14 protein-coding genes and 2 pseudogenes are annotated in these 15,255 nt (G+C 54.8%); 12 read left to right on the top strand and 4 right to left on the bottom strand.

Annotated elements, in window-relative coordinates; genetic code table 11:
• The first annotated feature begins 6 nt into the window (after window positions 1-6).
• Genes ACR8BN_RS09810 through ACR8BN_RS09795 form a run of 4 tightly spaced genes read left to right on the top strand, consistent with a single transcriptional unit; the run spans window position 7 to window position 4,233 of the window.
• Window positions 7-1,509, top strand: coding sequence for a sugar ABC transporter ATP-binding protein (locus ACR8BN_RS09810; RefSeq protein WP_031592323.1), 1,503 nt, complete (start codon window positions 7-9; stop codon window positions 1,507-1,509).
• Window positions 1,510-1,541: 32 nt separating this feature from the next.
• Window positions 1,542-2,513 (top strand): ABC transporter permease, encoded by a 972-nt coding sequence (locus ACR8BN_RS09805; RefSeq protein ID WP_115387543.1) that lies wholly within the window; start codon window positions 1,542-1,544, stop codon window positions 2,511-2,513.
• A complete protein-coding gene (locus tag ACR8BN_RS09800) occupies window positions 2,513-3,370 on the top strand; it encodes a MurR/RpiR family transcriptional regulator (RefSeq protein WP_099257399.1) in 858 nt (285 codons plus the stop codon). The genes ACR8BN_RS09805 and ACR8BN_RS09800 overlap by 1 nt, the downstream gene beginning before the upstream one ends.
• Before the next feature lie 2 nt (window positions 3,371-3,372).
• Window positions 3,373-4,233: a PfkB family carbohydrate kinase gene (locus ACR8BN_RS09795; RefSeq protein ID WP_434746870.1), complete on the top strand. Its 861-nt coding sequence runs from the start codon at window positions 3,373-3,375 to the stop codon at window positions 4,231-4,233.
• 38 nt (window positions 4,234-4,271) lie between these two features.
• Here ACR8BN_RS09795 and ACR8BN_RS09790 read toward each other — a convergent pair whose 3' ends face one another.
• Window positions 4,272-5,306: an NADP-dependent oxidoreductase gene (locus ACR8BN_RS09790; RefSeq protein ID WP_207874288.1), complete on the bottom strand. Its 1,035-nt coding sequence runs from the start codon at window positions 5,304-5,306 to the stop codon at window positions 4,272-4,274.
• A gap of 434 nt (window positions 5,307-5,740) precedes the next feature.
• On the opposite strand from ACR8BN_RS09790, the gene ACR8BN_RS09785 reads away from it, so the two are divergent.
• The 3 genes and pseudogenes from ACR8BN_RS09785 (at window position 5,741) to ACR8BN_RS09775 (ending at window position 6,740) form a co-directional block, all read left to right on the top strand.
• Window positions 5,741-5,884 carry a hypothetical protein gene (locus ACR8BN_RS09785; protein ID WP_166672977.1) on the top strand — a complete coding sequence of 48 codons (144 nt, stop codon included), beginning with the start codon at window positions 5,741-5,743 and terminating at the stop codon, window positions 5,882-5,884.
• Between the two features lie 109 nt (window positions 5,885-5,993).
• A pseudogene (locus ACR8BN_RS09780) lies at window positions 5,994-6,101 on the top strand (VOC family protein); the annotation flags it as partial.
• Window positions 6,102-6,221: 120 nt separating this feature from the next.
• A complete protein-coding gene (locus ACR8BN_RS09775) occupies window positions 6,222-6,740 on the top strand; it encodes a glutamate racemase (protein ID WP_143990457.1) in 519 nt (172 codons plus the stop codon).
• Here ACR8BN_RS09775 and ACR8BN_RS09770 read toward each other — a convergent pair.
• Window positions 6,733-7,482: a DeoR/GlpR family DNA-binding transcription regulator gene (locus ACR8BN_RS09770; protein WP_109650364.1), complete on the bottom strand. Its 750-nt coding sequence runs from the start codon at window positions 7,480-7,482 to the stop codon at window positions 6,733-6,735. The genes ACR8BN_RS09775 and ACR8BN_RS09770 overlap by 8 nt on opposite strands.
• Before the next feature lie 83 nt (window positions 7,483-7,565).
• Between ACR8BN_RS09770 and ACR8BN_RS09765 the strand changes: the two genes are divergently transcribed.
• The gene (locus tag ACR8BN_RS09765) at window positions 7,566-8,150 is read left to right on the top strand and encodes an NUDIX domain-containing protein (protein WP_434746869.1); all 585 of its coding nucleotides are present in this window, start codon (window positions 7,566-7,568) and stop codon (window positions 8,148-8,150) included.
• A gap of 43 nt (window positions 8,151-8,193) precedes the next feature.
• Here ACR8BN_RS09765 and ACR8BN_RS09760 read toward each other — a convergent pair whose 3' ends face one another.
• A complete protein-coding gene (locus ACR8BN_RS09760) occupies window positions 8,194-9,294 on the bottom strand; it encodes an NADH:flavin oxidoreductase/NADH oxidase (protein ID WP_336998767.1) in 1,101 nt (366 codons plus the stop codon).
• A 310-nt stretch (window positions 9,295-9,604) separates the two neighbouring features.
• Between ACR8BN_RS09760 and ACR8BN_RS09755 the strand changes: the two are divergent.
• Window positions 9,605-10,006 (top strand): annotated as a pseudogene (locus ACR8BN_RS09755) (LysR substrate-binding domain-containing protein); the annotation flags it as partial.
• Window positions 10,007-10,020: 14 nt separating this feature from the next.
• Here ACR8BN_RS09755 and uraH read toward each other — a convergent pair.
• Window positions 10,021-10,443, bottom strand: coding sequence for a hydroxyisourate hydrolase (uraH, locus tag ACR8BN_RS09750; RefSeq protein ID WP_031592308.1), 423 nt, complete (start codon window positions 10,441-10,443; stop codon window positions 10,021-10,023).
• A 473-nt stretch (window positions 10,444-10,916) separates the two neighbouring features.
• Here uraH and ACR8BN_RS09745 point away from each other — a divergent pair, with 473 nt between their 5' ends.
• From ACR8BN_RS09745 to ACR8BN_RS09735, 3 genes are all read left to right on the top strand, one after another.
• Window positions 10,917-12,161, top strand: a complete 1,245-nt coding sequence (locus tag ACR8BN_RS09745) for a thioredoxin domain-containing protein (protein ID WP_434746868.1) — start codon at window positions 10,917-10,919, stop codon at window positions 12,159-12,161.
• A gap of 465 nt (window positions 12,162-12,626) precedes the next feature.
• The gene (locus ACR8BN_RS09740; protein WP_434746867.1) at window positions 12,627-13,646 is read left to right on the top strand and encodes an alpha/beta hydrolase; all 1,020 of its coding nucleotides are present in this window, start codon (window positions 12,627-12,629) and stop codon (window positions 13,644-13,646) included.
• A gap of 902 nt (window positions 13,647-14,548) precedes the next feature.
• Window positions 14,549-14,884, top strand: a complete 336-nt coding sequence (locus ACR8BN_RS09735; protein ID WP_039386593.1) for a gamma-glutamylcyclotransferase family protein — start codon at window positions 14,549-14,551, stop codon at window positions 14,882-14,884.
• The last annotated feature ends 371 nt before the right edge of the window (window positions 14,885-15,255 follow it).

Here is a 15,255-nt window from a genome sequence, read left to right as displayed (position 1 = left end):
GCGGGTATGGAACAGTTTCGCTTAATGATGCGTGGCATCAGCAAAAGTTACGGTAACGCCGCCGCGCTGCAGGATGTCGATTTCTCAGTGCGTCCCGGCGAGGTACACGCGCTGATTGGGGAAAACGGCGCGGGTAAGTCGACGCTGCTGAATATCCTCTCCGGCGTTCGCGGTGCGGACAGCGGGGAGATCAGCGTCAATGGAAACCGGGTGCAGATCCGCAGTCCGCTCAGCGCCCGTCAGGCCGGGATCGCGATGATCCATCAGGAGTTGCAGCATGTGCCTGAGCTTTCCGTGGCGCAGAACATGTTTCTGGGTCGCCCGCTGACCCGCGCCGGGGGCTGGTGGGTGGATAAAAAGGCCCAGCTGGCGCGGGCTACCCTGATTCTGAAGACGCTGGATCCCACTATCGATCCCGATACGCCGATCAGGAACCTCAAGGTATCGCAGCAGCAGATTGTTGAGATTGCCCGGGCGCTGCTGGATGACGCCAAAATCATCGCCATGGATGAGCCGACCTCCAGCCTGACGCCACGCGAATTTGACCGGCTGGCGGAGCTGATTGGCGATCTGAAGTCGACCGGCGTCTCGCTGATTTATGTCTCGCACAAGATGAATGAGATTTTCCGGGTCTGCGACCGCGCCACCATTATGCGTGACGGAAAGCAGGTGGGGGTGGTCAACATCAGTGATGAGGATGAGGAGAGCATCGTCGCCAAAATGGTCGGACGGAAGATCGACAAGCTCGACCATCAGGCATTTGTCACCGATCGCGAAGTACTGCGGGTAGAGGATCTGACGCGTGGCAATGAGGTGGTGGCGGCAAACTTCAGCGTTCGTGCGGGCGAAGTGCTGGGGATTGCCGGGCTGGTCGGCGCGGGACGAACCGAACTGCTGAAGCTGATTGCCGGTATCGACAGGCGCACCCGTGGCACGGTGAGCGTCAACGGTGCCGCGGTGAAGAACCACAACGTGCGTGCGGCGATCAAGGCGGGCATTGGCCTGGTACCAGAAGACCGCAAGAAAGAGGGCATTATCAAAGAGCGGGCGGTGAAGATGAATATGGCGCTGCCGTCGATGCACCGCTTCACGTCGGCGGGGCTGATGAACCAGGCCCGGCTGGACCGCGAGGCGCTGAAGGTCATGGGCGACCTGAAACTGCGCCCGCTCGACATCGAGAAAACCATCGGCACGCTGAGCGGCGGCAATCAGCAAAAAGTGATCATTGGCCGCTGGGTTGCGGCAGATGCCAATGTGTTTCTGTTTGATGAGCCGACGCGCGGTATCGATATTGGTGCCAAGTCTGAAATCTATCACCTGATTGAAAAACTGGCCCAGGCGGGCAAAGCCATTGTGGTGGTGTCGTCAGAAATGACCGAGATCATGCGCATCTCCGATCGGGTGCTGGTGATGCGCGAGGGCCGGATCACCAAAGAGTTGACCGGCAGCGCGATCACCGAAGAGAACATTGCCCGTTATGCCATTAAAGATATCGACCAGACCGCCTGACCGCTTACCTGACACTATTTAAGGTTATAACTATGACAACTCAGACATCTACCGGGCCGGATACCCGCCCCGCGCTGCGGCTTAAATTTAATCTGCGTGATGCCGGTACCTTAATTGGCTTACTGATTATCGTGGTGACATTTTCGTTTCTGTCGCCGGTCTTTTTCACCCTGCCTAATCTGCTGAATATTCTGCAGCAGTCCTCAATCAACGCCCTGATCGCACTGGGCATGACGCTGGTGATTATCTCCGGCGGGATTGACCTCTCGGTCGGCCCCACGGCGGCGCTCTCTGCGGTGCTGGGTGCAACCCTGATGGCATCGGGCGTGCCGGTGCCGCTGGCGATCCTCGCGACGCTAGGTGTGGGCGCGATGTGCGGGCTGTTCAGCGGCACGCTGATCGCCTATGCCGGACTGCAGCCGTTTATTGTCACGCTGGGCGGCCTGTCGCTGTTCCGGGCTATTGCGCTGATCTACACCGGTGGCAATCCCATCTTTGGTATTCCGCTGGAATTTCGCAGCCTGATCAACAGTACGCTTTTCGGTATCCCCACGCCGATTGTGATTGTGGCAGTGATTGCGCTGCTGCTGTGGACGGTGATGAATAAGACCCCGCTGGGGGAATATATTCTGGCGATTGGCGGCAATGAAGAGGCGGCGCGGGTCGCGGGTGTGCCGGTTAAGCGCACCAAGGTCACGGTCTATATCTTCTCCGGCCTACTGGCTTCACTGGCCTCGCTGATTCTGATTGGTCGTCTGGGGGCTGCCGAACCGACCATCGGCAACCTGTGGGAACTGGATGCGATTGCGGCGGCGGCCATTGGCGGTGCGTCGTTAATGGGCGGCAAGGGCAGTATCTTCGGGACGCTGATCGGCGTGGTTATCCTCGGTGCGTTACGTAATGGCTTGACCTTACTGAACATTCAGGCCTTTTACCAATTGCTCGCTACCGGCCTTATTATTATCATAGCGATGTTGATTGACCGGGCGACCCGAGGCAAGTAATGAAGCAAGATCCGCGAGCCATTGGCGCTCAGATTCGTATGCGTTTGCCCCAGCTGACGCCGTTAGAACGTCGGGTAGCTGAGGCGATAATTGCCCGAACCGACATTACCGAGCAATCCTCATTAAAGGAGATTGCGCGGGAGAATAATGTTTCTGAAGCGATGATCGTTAAGATTACCAAAAAACTTAACTTTACCGGCTTCAGGCATTTCAGAAGTGGCCTGATCTATTACAACCAGTCTGAAGTGGCAGGGCTGCATGCGGAAATTGAGCCGGATGATTCGTCGGAGCAGTTGCTGGCCAAAGTTTTCAGAACCTCTATCCAGGCGATTGAAGAGACCTTATCGATTCTGGATGTTTCTGAATTCAATCGTGCGGCGGACATTATCTTTAAAGCGCGTCATATCGATCTCTATGCCGTGGGCGGTTCTGCCGCTGTGGCGCGGGACCTGTCACACAAGATGCTGAAGATTGGCATCAAGTCGACTGCCTATGACGACGCCCACATCATGCTGATGTCAGCCGCCGTGTTATCTGATGACGATGTGGTTATCGCCATCAGCCATTCGGGTGCTACGCGTGCGGTGAACGATCCGGTGAAACTGGCAGGAAGGAATGGTGCGAAGGTTATCGCCATTACCAACTACGCCGAATCCCCGATCGCGCAGAGTGCGCATGTGGTCCTCAATTCAACCTCTCAGGGATCGCATCTGCTGGGTGAAAACGCCGCGTCACGCATCGCCCAGCTCAATATTCTGGATGCGCTGTTTGTCGCTATCGCCAAGAAAGATCTGAAGCGGGCGGAGAAGAACCTGATGAAAACCCAGCATGCGGTTCAGGATCTGCGGGAATTCTAGCTATGAGCAAAATTGCAGTCACCGGCAGTCTTCACTACGACATTATGCTGGATGCACACCATCGCCCGGAAAAAGGCGAAACGGTGATGGGCAGCGCCTGTCGCTATAAGTTTGGGGGCAAGGGGGGTAATCAGGCCGTCGCAGCGGCACAAGCGGGCGCTGCCGTGCGCTTTGCCGGTTCAGTGGGGCGCGATCAGCAGGGACAATTCCTGCTGGATCATCTGCAGCAGGCCGGGGTCGATTGCACCGCCGTCAGCATCATTGATGCACTTCCCTCCGGGATGAGCGTGGCGATTACCGATGCCGAAGGAGATTACGGTGCGGTGGTGGTCTCCAATGCCAATCAGCAGATCCCGCTGGAGACCTTTGAACAGCCTGGCTTCTGGCAGGAGGTGTCGCTGCTGGTGCTGCAAAATGAAGTTCCGGAAGTGGTGAACCTCTGTGCTGCCCGGGCGGCACAGCAGCGGGGGATTAGGGTCTGTGTCAATGCCGCGCCCGCCCGGCCGTTGTCAGCCGCGTTTGAAAACTGTATCGATCTGCTGGTGGTGAACGCCATTGAAGCGCGCGATATGTGCGGGATTAGCGTGCAGGATCTGACATCGGCGCGCTCAGCGGCGGAATCGCTGGCCAGCCGGTTTGCCAGAGTGGTGGTTACCGCTGGTGAACATGGTGTTGCTTACAGCGAGGCGGGAGAGACTCATACACTGGCGGCGCAGAAGGTGACACTGGTGAGCACCCACGGTGCCGGGGATTGTTTTGTCGGCGTGTTATGTCAGCGGCTGAGTAGCGGGGCAACGCTGGCAGAAGCGGTGAGTGCGGCAAATCGTGCAGCTGCCGAACACGTTTCCCGGCAGCCACACTGATTAATGGCGTGCCACGTCAGTGACGCGGCACGCTAACGTCATCCGGCGCCGACGTTCACCACGGTCTTACCGAAGTTTTTGCCATTCAGCATATCGATAAACGCCTGTGGCGCGTTCTCTAATCCTTCAATCATGTGCTCGCGATAGTGGATTTTTTTGTTCTCCACCAGCGGACGCATCGCCTCCAGGAACTCAGGGTAACGGTCACCATAATCCTGGAAGATGATAAAGCCCTGCATACGGATACGGCGTTTCAGAATGCCCGCCATGATCAGAGAGGTTCTGTCCGGGCCTTGCGGCAGCTCACGCTGGCTGTATGCCGAGACCAGACCACAGACCGGCACGCGTGCGGCGGTGTTCAGCAGCGGGAACACGGCATCAAACACTTTGCCGCCGACGTTTTCGAAATAGATATCGATGCCATCCGGGCAGGCATTTTTCAGCTGCTCTTCAAAGTCGGCGCTGTGGTGATCGAGGCAGGCATCAAAACCTAGCGTATCCACCGCGTAACGGCATTTCTCTTCACCGCCCGCCACACCAACGACACGGCAGCCTTTCTGTTTACCCAGCTGGCCGACCGTTGCGCCCACCGGACCGGTTGCGGCGGCAACGACCAGGGTTTCACCCGCTTTCGGCTGACCGATATCCATCAGACCCATGTAGGCGGTAAAGCCTGGCATACCGAGAATACCCAGCGCCCATGAGGGATGAGGCAGATCGTTGCCCAGCTTCGCAATCTCTTTGCCATCGGAGACGGCATATTCCTGCCAGCCGCTCTGCGCCAGCACCCAGTCACCGGTCTTAAAGTCGCTGTTTTTCGATTCGGCGACCTGACAGACGGTGCCGCCCACCATCGGCTGATCCAGCTCTGCCGGCGCGGCGTAGGATTTACCCTCGTCCATCCGCCCACGCATGTAGGGGTCAAGCGAGAGATAGATGGTCTTCAGCAGTACTTCACCCTCTTTAATTTCCGGGACGGGCTGCGCCACATGGCGGAAATTCTCTTTGGTCGGCTCACCGTGAGGGCGTGAAGCCAGTAACCAGGCGTGGTTCTGGGTTGCTTGTTCAGTCATATTGTCATCCTTTTATAGCCGGGCAATGCTCAGGGCATCGCCTTATGAATACCAGGAAAGTGTAGATGACCACGGCGGGAATGCGTTTAGCGCTGTGAGCGGTATGCTGATTTACCGATAACAGGGCATAGGGTGCTAACCACGGGGACACAGCGGATGCAGGACCATTCGCGTCACGGATTCAGTCTGACGGCTGTTCACATCCGCTTGCAAAAAACGGGCAGGCGAGCCATCAGCAGTGCGGCATGACACGCATCCAGGTCAGAGGGAGGCGACTATCATTACGCTTCACCACAAGGCTTACAGGGCCAGGGCATATTTTGCGATTGCAGAAACAGAGAAGCTAAAACGCTTCTATGACCGGGTTTTACAGCATCCGCCCCGTGATGTAATGTATGAAGTGAATACCGCCATAGGCGAAGGAGGAAGAGGTTATGTACTCAACACACGATATTTCAACCCTGAAGAAAATGACAGTTGCAGAGCGTAAAGCGGAAGCAATGCGTCAGCTCAAAGAATCTTTTGATCTTGCGGAGCGCTCAGGCACAGTGCGTTCACGCGAAGCAAAGGCTGGTTGACTGTCAGCTTCCTCCCAAACCCGCTAAGGCGGGTTTTTTTATGCCTTCAATCTGTATCAGGGTTTAACAAAAGCAACACCGAAAGAGTTAATGGCTCCATGGATGACAGAGGATTCCTGCATTGAATCCTTACTGGGACCAACGGGGCGTGACATTTATCGACAGGGATGGTTATCGTGTTGTTATCCAGCATGCAGCCTGGCAATCCGCAATCTGACCTGTACCGGAGTTCACCCTGAACATTCTTTGCTTTCACACCGCGGCCAGTAATATCGCGATATTTGATGATGCCGCCCGCGCACTGGCGCGTAACAATCCACCGCTGAATCATCTGGTGATGCCTGCGCTGCTGGCAGAAGCGGAACGCAGCGGCGGGATGACGACTGCGTTACGCCGCCGTATTGCCCAAATGATTGAAACGCTGCTGCCACAGTTCGATGCGGTGCTGATCACCTGCTCGACGCTGGGGCCGGTTGCCGGTGATTTCAGCGCGCAGGATCGGGTTATGCGCACCGACGGAATGCTGGCAGAGGCGCTGCAGCGGCAAGCAGGGCGCGCAGTCGCGCTCTGTGCGGCAGAATCAACGCTGGCGGCGACGCGGACACTTTTCTGTCAGCCCGGCAGCCAGGTGGAGGTTGCGCTGGTGGAGGGAGCGTGGGCGGCGTTTAAAGCGGGGGAGACAACACGCTATTTTGCGCTGATTGCAGCAGCAGCAGAGCAGGCTTATCAGCAGGGAGCCGTTGCGGTGGCCCTGGCGCAAAGCTCAATGACGCCAGTAGCACAGCAGTTTCCTGACACACAGCGACCCTTGAGCGGTCCGCATCTTGCGCTGCAGGCCTGCTACGAACTCAGATGATCGTCACACCCTGCTGACTCAGCGCCTGTCGCAGCGCCTCGTCCGGCTGCGTTTCCACGACCAGCGTGCTGGCCAGCGACAGGTCGCCAATGGCAAATGCCGAGGCTGAGTTCAGCTTTTCCGCTGACGCCAGTACCACGGTTTCCGCTGCGCGTCCTGCCAGCGCACGCTTGACCGTCGCCTCTTCGAAATTCCCGGTGGTCAGGCCTGCCGCCGGATGCACGCCGGTGACACCCATAAAAAAGAGATCGGCATTGATGCGGTTGATCGACTCCAGCATCGCTGCGCCCACCGTCACCACTGAATGTTTATAGAGCTGCCCGCCAATCAGTATGATCTCCACGAGTGGATGATCGGCTAACGCCAGCGCCACGCTGGGACTGTGCGTAACCGCGGTAAAGCTCAGCGTGGCGGGTAACCGTCGCACCAGTTCCGCGCTGGTGGTCCCGCCATCAATCAGTACGATCTGTCCCGGCTGGATCAGTGAAACCGCTTTTTGCGCTATAACCTGTTTAGAAGCAGTCTGCACGCTTTTGCGTGTTTCAAAGGTTGCCAGCGCAGCGGAAACCGGCAGCGCGCCGCCATGTACCCGCTGCAATAATCCTTCAGCCGCCAGTTCACGCAGGTCGCGGCGGATAGAGTCTTCGGAGAGGCCAAAGCGCTGGCTGAGTTCGCGCGACTGCACCTGTTTTTCCTGGGCGAGCAGGGCGAGAATCGTCTGTTTTCGCTGGCTGGATAGCATCACTTGTCTCTGCATGTTTTTTCTTGAAGTTGCACGATTGTGCATGATAGCGTGATGGCTGTCTACCTATCCTGGAGAGCATAATGCAGCAGAACCATCCCCGCGTGCGCATCATCAATGAGCAGTTGCTGTCAGACAACTGGTATACCCTGAAGAAATATACGTTCTCACTGCTGCGCCGTGACGGTCGCTGGCAGGAGCAGAGCCGTGAAGCCTATGACCGCGGTAATGGCGCAGTGATCCTGCTCTACAACCGTGACAAACGTACGGTGGTACTGACCCGTCAGTTTCGCTTTCCGATTTTCCTGAACGGGCATGAGGGCTTTCTGATTGAAGCGGCCGCCGGTCTGCTGGATAACGCTTCGCCGGAAGCGCGTATTGTTGCCGAAGCTGAAGAGGAAACCGGTTTTCGCGTCAGCCATGTGCAGAAGGTGTTTGAAGCCTTTATGAGCCCCGGTTCGGTTACTGAAAAACTCTACTTTTTTATTGCCGAGTATGGCGATCAGCAGCGTAGCGGTGATGGCGGCGGAATAGCGGAAGAGGGTGAAGATATCGAGGTGCTTGAGATCGGTTTCGACCAGGCGTTACAGGCGATTGACCAGGGTGAGATTGTGGATGCCAAGACCATCATGCTGCTGCAGCATCTGCGGCTGAAAGGCATTTTATAAGAGAACGGGCAGAACGCCGTTAATGCGGTCTGCCCGTTAAAGCTTACTGATCCTGCGTCAGGATGCCTTTTACATCGTGCGGTTCGGAACGCAGATACTGTGGCGGAACCTGGACTTTGCCATCCAGCACAGCGGCTGCGTGCCACGGCCAGCGCGGATCGTAGAGAATACCGCGCGCCAGCGCCACCAGGTCAGCTTCACCCTGTTGCAGCAGATCTTCTGCCTGCTGCGGCTCAGTGATTAAGCCGACCGCAATCACCGGAATCGACACCTGCTCACGAATATCGCGGGCGAACGGTACCTGATAATTGGGTCCGACGCTGATTTTCTGATCTTCCGACAAACCACCACTTGAGACATGAATATAGGCACTGTTCAGTGCTTCCAGCTCACGCGAGAAGGCGATTGACTGATTGATCTCCCAGCCGCCTTCAACCCAGTCAGTGGCAGAAATGCGCACGCCTACCGGCACGGAAGCGGGTACGGCATCGCGAACGGCTTTGAAGACTTCCAGCGGGAAGCGCATACGGTTTTCCAGCGAGCCGCCATATTCATCACTGCGCTGATTCGACAGCGGCGACAGAAACTGATGCAGCAGGTAGCCGTGTGCGGCATGAACTTCGATAAGTTGAATTCCCAGACGCACCGCACGCAGGGCGCTGTCGACAAAGGCCTGTTTTACCCGCGCCAGATCGTCAGTGTTCATGGCAACCGGTTTCACTTCATCCGCGCTGTAGCTCAGTGCGGACGGAGCCACGGTTTGCCAGCCGCCGGCTTCAGGCGCAATCTGCTTACCGCCTTCCCAGGGTACGGCACACGACGCTTTGCGTCCCGCATGGCCCAGCTGAATACCAACCGGAATAGAGGAGTAGCGGCGGACATCTTCCAGAACCGTTTTCAGCGCAGCTTCATTATCATCATTCCACAAACCGAGATCGCCGGGGGAGATGCGACCAATATCCTCTACGGCGGTGGCTTCAATAATCATCAGACCTGCGCCGGAAAAGGCCAGCTGGCCAAGATGGATCCGGTGCCAGGCGGTCGCATTGCCCGCTTCAGCGGAGTACTGGCACATCGGCGCAATCACAATGCGGTTATCCAGCGTAAGTTCGCCCAGCGAGACAGTGGAAAAAAGTTGGCTCATGTTATCTCCATGGTTTTATGACTGATGTGACAGGCAATAACTATAGCCGGGGATTTGCCAGGTGGGTGTTTCTTCAACGTGACATTTTATGACGGCGTGCCGGATTCAGGTTACAGATCAACGTAGTCTGCTGTCTCAGACAGGGATTGATCCGTTAACGGTTCAGCCTGGCGCGCTTTGCTGCACACGCCCGGCGAACCGGGATTCTGCGTAACGGATAATGACAATCGCCCGGGTCTGATATTTAGCTACAGGGTGACTGTCAGACCTGTGCCATTCCGACATCGACAAACAGTTCTGCGGCATTGAGTTTGGTGTGCCCGCCTATCCTGATGAACTGCGCAACGGTCACCGGCTGGTGAGTTATCTCTCGCCGCAAACCGGCAAGCCATTTCCGCTTCGGTTCGAACGTCAGGGAGAGAAAATTGAGATCACCTGTGCGCATCGCATTGGCGTCAATGAAAGCAACGCGCATCTGGCCGCGGGACTGGCAGGGCCTGGGATCATTCAGACATTTGATTATTCGCTGTCGTCGATTCTGCGGCAGGGAGAAAGGGTTGAGATCCTGCACGAATGACGTCCTGCGGGTTATCCGTTTCATCTGGTTTATCCGCAAAACCGGCACGTGACGCAACGGTTTCGGGTATTTATCGACTGGCTGGTGGAGTGCTTTCCGGCGCGGGTAGCGGGAGAGGGGAAATCCGGCACCTGAGTGCCGGATCGGAATCAGTTGCCGCGATAGGTAGAGTAACCAAACGGGCTCAGCAGCAACGGGATATGGTAGTGCTCACCGCTGGCTTCCATGTTGAACTCAACCGGGATCTCCGGGAAGAAGGTTTTCTGGTTGTTCTTTTTATAGAAGTCACCGGTTTTAAACACCACGCGGTAGCTTCCCGCGCTGGCCATTTTGTCCTGCGGGAACAGGGCGCTGATGCGACCATTGTTATCGGTGACGCCTGACGCCAGTTTCACCCAGTTATCCTGCTGCTTCTGATCCAGTTCAACTTCGATGCCTGCCGTTGGCTGGCCGGTTTGCAGGTTAAGAACGTGCACGCTCAGTGGGTTTTTAGCGGTAGCAGGCTGAGCTGCGATAGCGGATGCGCCAGAGGTCATCAGTAATGTTGCGATCAAGGCATATGAAGTTTTCATCAATGTTTCCTTTATTGATTGTCTGAAGTCGGGTGACAGTGCAAAGAGAGTAATATGCCTGAGGGCAAAGAGATATTTAGCCGCAGGAAATGTGAAATTTCTGAGAAGAGAGCATGTTTTTTTAGTTACATCATACAGAATCTCTTTCATTCATCAATCAACCCTTATGCGGCTATTGCTCATCAGCAGAAAAAAAGGCGTCAGCTTCGCCGATACTCAATTCAGTCACAAAAGCAGGGCAGTTACCTGCTTAACTCTGCTTTATATGACTTAAGTCAATAAGTTACAGGATCAGCTAATGAAAATAGCCAGAGCGGCGCTGCATCATAAGCAGCGCCGCGCTTTTTTGTCATCACTGTGGTCCTGCTCTGGCATTGCATTGCAGCGCAGACGATCCCTTACAGGCGCTGCCGGGAAGGAACATCAGGCAGCCAGGCATCAGAGTGATGACCTCACATTCAGGACGACAAGTAATGAGAATGAATAAACTGGCGCTGGCCATTATGTTACTGGCTGGCGCTAACGGCGTTTCAACTGCAATGGCGGCAGAGTTGTCAGCTTCTGATCCCGCAGACAAAAGCGTCGTAGGCACCCAACCTGAACCTGCAGCATCCGCTGTTTCACAGCCGGACACGAGCTCGCAACCGCCAGCCATTTCTGATTCGTCAGCCACGTCAGCGACACCAGACGCTTCGGCACTGCAGCAACCCGCTGATTCCGTAGCAACAGCGTCATCCGGACCCACAGCAGCAGAGCAAGAGTCTGTCGCGACTGCGCCAGTCGCTGCATCCGGTTCGGCTCCGGCACCCCAGGAAGCCACGATAGGTGCGCCGGTTCAGTCACAATCTGACAGTAATAAACCTTCACCGGCTGTTAATCCGACAGCTGATGCACCTTCCGCGGCAGAAAAGAGTGAGCCGCATCCGGCGGCAATAGCAGAGCAGCACAAAACGGATGGGGATATCCCGCAGAAACATGCTGAGACTGCAGCCACCGCCGATGAACCGCTGTTTACACCTGAACAGGAAGCCCGTATTGGCGAAATAGCGAAAGCCTTGCTACTGAAGCACCCGGAATTCCTGATTGAAGTCGATCAGAAACTGCAGAAAATTCAGTATGACGAGCAGATGAAAGCGATGACCACTGCGGCAATTCAACATCAGGATGAATTGCTGAATGATAAAACGGTGCCTGCCATTGGGCCTGAGAACGCTAAAGTCGCGGTTATAGAATTCTTCGATTATCAGTGCAGCGTCTGTGCCCGTCAGGCACCCGTCATTCAGTCATTGATGAAAAATAACCCTCAGGTGCGCTTTATTTTTAAAGAGTGGCCGATTTTTGGCTATCGCTGGAAACCCTCTTTTGAAGCAGCCGAAACAGGTTTAAGAATCTGGCAGCAAAAGGGCGGCGATACCTATATGAATTACCACAATGCACTGTTTGCCAGTGGTCATATTGAAGGGGCGCTGACACACAAAGATGTCACTAAGGCGGTTTCTGCAGCGGGTGCCGGTAAGTTAAAAAACAACGATATGCTCGGCACATTGTCGCGCACGGATATCCTGGCGAAAAATTCAGGCTTTCAGGGCACGCCGGGAATCATTGTGATGCCTGTAGCGGGTGCGACCGCAGAGACCGTAACGGTATTCCCTGGTGGCGCAATGGAATCGATGCTGCAGGATGCGATCGATAAAGCTCAGGGTCAGGCCGGTGACTAACAGCGGCATATACAGAATTATCTCGTCAGTTATCAACTGCCGGACATCTATCGACTCGCAGGCGGGCTGTTTTCCGGCGCGAATGGCGTGAGAAAGTGAATCCGGCACGCCTGATCAGCGAGCCGGATGCGTTCAAAAAATTTACCGCGACAGGTTGTAATAAAACCAGACGGACTCAGCAGCGGCAGCGGGATAGGGTATCGATCACCGTTGGCGTCCATGCTGAACTTAACCAGAAAAGTACCATGCTTTTAACTTTTTTAGTCGTTCAGGGGTCGTGCTTAATTGCTGAAAATCGATACAGATAGCAGCAAAGTAGTTTGTTAAGGGCGAAAATAGTCAGAAGGAGTAAAGGCATCACATAAGTAGCGTGCTATTTAGTAGTTTACAATAAAGATTCGCCGTGTCATTGTCGCGCCAACCAGATAGCACACTACTTAATAGCAAGTTAATTGGAGTCCTGTGATGAAAATGAAACTGATCGCCAGTGCATTATTGTTAGCCAGCCAGATGAGTACCGCGTTTGCTGCACCCACTGAAAACAGTCCGCAACCGACCGCAGGCGTGGCCGCTTTCCTGAAGGCGCTCAACAGCGGAAGTGGTAAACCGATTGAGCAACTCCCCGTCAAAGATGCCCGAGCAGTGTTGACGGGTGCGCAGAAGGGCGCAGAACTGCCGCCGGCACAGATTTCACAGAAGATCATCACTATACAGGGCAAGCCTCTGACGCTGACCATCGTTAAGCCCGGGCACGCCAGCAGCACCTTGCCGGTGTTTATGTTCTTCCACGGCGGTGGCTGGGTGCTGGGTGATTTTCCGACCCATGAGCGACTGGTACGTGACATGGTGAATGCATCCGGCGCTGCTGCGGTATTTGTCAATTATCAACCATCACCAGAAGCCCATTTCCCGGTGGCAATTACTCAGGCCTATGAAGCCACTAAATGGGTCGCCGAACATGGCGCTGAAATTGGCGTTGACGGAAAACGTCTGGCGCTGGTTGGTAATAGCGTCGGCGGTAACATGGTGGCGGCGGTAGCCTTGCAGGCGAAACAATTTAAAATGCCGGCCATCCGTTATGATGTGATGCTGTGGCCGGTTACCGATGCGCGTTTCGACACCGCGTCGTATGATCAATTTGCTGACGGTCATTTTCTGACGAAAAACATGATGAAGTGGTTCTGGGATAACTACGCCGTTTCGGAAAAAGATCGTAATAACATCCTGGCATCACCGCTGCGCGCCACGACTGAACAGCTGAAGGGGCTGCCGCCAACGCTGATTCAGACTGCGGAGCTGGATGTGTTACGTGATGAAGGTGAAGCGTTCGGTCGTAAGCTGGATGCAGCAGGCGTGCCGGTTACCGTGACGCGTTACAATGGCATGATTCATGATTACGGTTTGCTCAACGCGTTAAGTCAGGAACCCACGGTCAGAACAGCTATTAATCAGGCGGGTGAAGAGTTGCGTTCGCATCTCAAATAACTGACCGGTCATGAAACCAACCCCGGACCGAATCGTCGTCCGGGATTGGTTTCAGGCAGTAAGTTTGAAGGAATCAGTTCGAAAGCGCAGGGCAGTGCCATTGGTGGAATACCAGGAAAGAACGGAGCAGAATCCATGGCGATAAATGCGCTGTTAATATCTTATTTAACATAATATACATTATGCGATCTTTAGTTCGTAGTTCATTTTGATGCCCGGGCATCGCTGGATTCACAGATTCTGGCTCTTAACGTCCCTTGTCTCGGTCAGCTTATCACATCTATCAAACTGCTCGATTTTCACCACCGGCATCTTTGCCATCCGCCGTCCTTCCAAAGCAAATCACGCTCCGTCATTTTTGGGTGTTCGTTGTGGCCATTAACCTTTCACGCTAAGCGCGTTATTCTCATGACTTTGCACCATAGCACTGCTGCGCCATTCTGCTTTGAAAGAGATTTCCGCTGTTCGGCTTCCTTGTTTAACATCACCGTTTCTGCGCTGCGCCGATTGGAGTCGCCTCTGTGTTTTAACATTCACGCACACTTCTAGCTGATGCCTGATTCATTCACGCCAGCGGTTCTGTTGTTGATGACGGATGTTTGTCATCCTGATGCTCACCGTCCCGCCATCAGGTTTGATAACGAAAATACCGCTCTGGCCATCTCATCCAGAATGTCATGCTGAGCCAGACTCGCCTGACTGCCTGACCTGAATGGCAACGCTACGTGAATTCTGAGACTGCCGCGTGGCCCTTGGGTAGCAGAATTTGTCACAGTGCGTCATTTCAACCTGCGCTTTCTGCACATATCTTCAGCCATTCGTAAAAATCCCTACAGCCACATGACATCAGATTTCATGCACGTTAAAGTTGCTGGCTTCCACTGTTTCAACGACGAGAAAAAATGAAACGCTTATTTGTCTATGGCACGCTCTGTCCGGGCCGTGAGAATGCCCATATCCTGGAAAATATTGGCGGAGAATGGCTGGCCGGTTCGGTGAACGGCACCTTCTATCAGCGCGGCTGGGGCGCAGCGGCTGATTTTCCGGGCATCGTTCTGGATGAGCATGGCCCCGACGTGCCGGGTTATCTGTTTCTCTCCGACCAACTGGATGCCCACTGGCCGATGCTGGATGCGTTTGAAGATGGCTACGATCGCGTCGAGGTTTGTGTTTCTGCCGAGGATAATCGGCAATACAGTGCGTGGATTTATCAGCTCCAGCCGCAGGATAACAGCTGAGTTATTACCGTTGAACGTTTCCTGCATGCACCCTGCTTTCGTGCATTGAGATGCGCGTGCCCTGCTCTTATTGCAGACTTCTGGCGCATCGGGACGCGTTTATGACCTGTATCAACCAGGCGTTTCTGGCTAGAGAATTGAATGCAACAGTCTGAATTAAAAGCGGTATAATGCCTGCGCTTCACGCTCAGGCCATTGCTGGCTATTTTTACCAACCAACCAACCAACCTTTCCACTCAGCTGATCTTATTTTCCTGCCAGACATGATAAACAGGCACGTTGCCTGACTTCTTATCTAAATAAAAGTTAATGTATGATGTAACTAAAACACTACCATCCGCTTTGGTCCCGGCAAGCGCTCTCTTAGCCCC

The sequence above is a fragment of the Pantoea sp. Lu_F5_004 genome (assembly GCF_051136245.1).
Lineage (GTDB): Bacteria > Pseudomonadota > Gammaproteobacteria > Enterobacterales > Enterobacteriaceae > Pantoea > Pantoea agglomerans.
This window is presented reverse-complemented; position numbering and strand designations above follow the sequence as displayed.

What these genes read in the sequence shown, in the direction of transcription:
- ACR8BN_RS09775 (WP_143990457.1), top strand. Translation starts at nt 6,222, where the DNA reads ATGCCTGCGCTGCTGGCAGAAGCGGAACGCAGCGGCGGGATGACGACT.
- ACR8BN_RS09745 (WP_434746868.1), top strand. Translation starts at nt 10,917, where the DNA reads ATGAGAATGAATAAACTGGCGCTGGCCATTATGTTACTGGCTGGCGCT.
- ACR8BN_RS09760 (WP_336998767.1), bottom strand. Translation starts at nt 9,294, where the DNA reads ATGAGCCAACTTTTTTCCACTGTCTCGCTGGGCGAACTTACGCTGGAT.
- ACR8BN_RS09735 (WP_039386593.1), top strand. Translation starts at nt 14,549, where the DNA reads ATGAAACGCTTATTTGTCTATGGCACGCTCTGTCCGGGCCGTGAGAAT.
- ACR8BN_RS09800 (WP_099257399.1), top strand. Translation starts at nt 2,513, where the DNA reads ATGAAGCAAGATCCGCGAGCCATTGGCGCTCAGATTCGTATGCGTTTG.
- ACR8BN_RS09770 (WP_109650364.1), bottom strand. Translation starts at nt 7,482, where the DNA reads ATGCTATCCAGCCAGCGAAAACAGACGATTCTCGCCCTGCTCGCCCAG.
- ACR8BN_RS09810 (WP_031592323.1), top strand. Translation starts at nt 7, where the DNA reads ATGGAACAGTTTCGCTTAATGATGCGTGGCATCAGCAAAAGTTACGGT.
- ACR8BN_RS09740 (WP_434746867.1), top strand. Translation starts at nt 12,627, where the DNA reads ATGAAAATGAAACTGATCGCCAGTGCATTATTGTTAGCCAGCCAGATG.
- ACR8BN_RS09790 (WP_207874288.1), bottom strand. Translation starts at nt 5,306, where the DNA reads ATGACTGAACAAGCAACCCAGAACCACGCCTGGTTACTGGCTTCACGC.
- ACR8BN_RS09785 (WP_166672977.1), top strand. Translation starts at nt 5,741, where the DNA reads ATGTACTCAACACACGATATTTCAACCCTGAAGAAAATGACAGTTGCA.
- ACR8BN_RS09795 (WP_434746870.1), top strand. Translation starts at nt 3,373, where the DNA reads ATGAGCAAAATTGCAGTCACCGGCAGTCTTCACTACGACATTATGCTG.
- uraH (WP_031592308.1), bottom strand. Translation starts at nt 10,443, where the DNA reads ATGAAAACTTCATATGCCTTGATCGCAACATTACTGATGACCTCTGGC.
- ACR8BN_RS09805 (WP_115387543.1), top strand. Translation starts at nt 1,542, where the DNA reads ATGACAACTCAGACATCTACCGGGCCGGATACCCGCCCCGCGCTGCGG.
- ACR8BN_RS09765 (WP_434746869.1), top strand. Translation starts at nt 7,566, where the DNA reads ATGCAGCAGAACCATCCCCGCGTGCGCATCATCAATGAGCAGTTGCTG.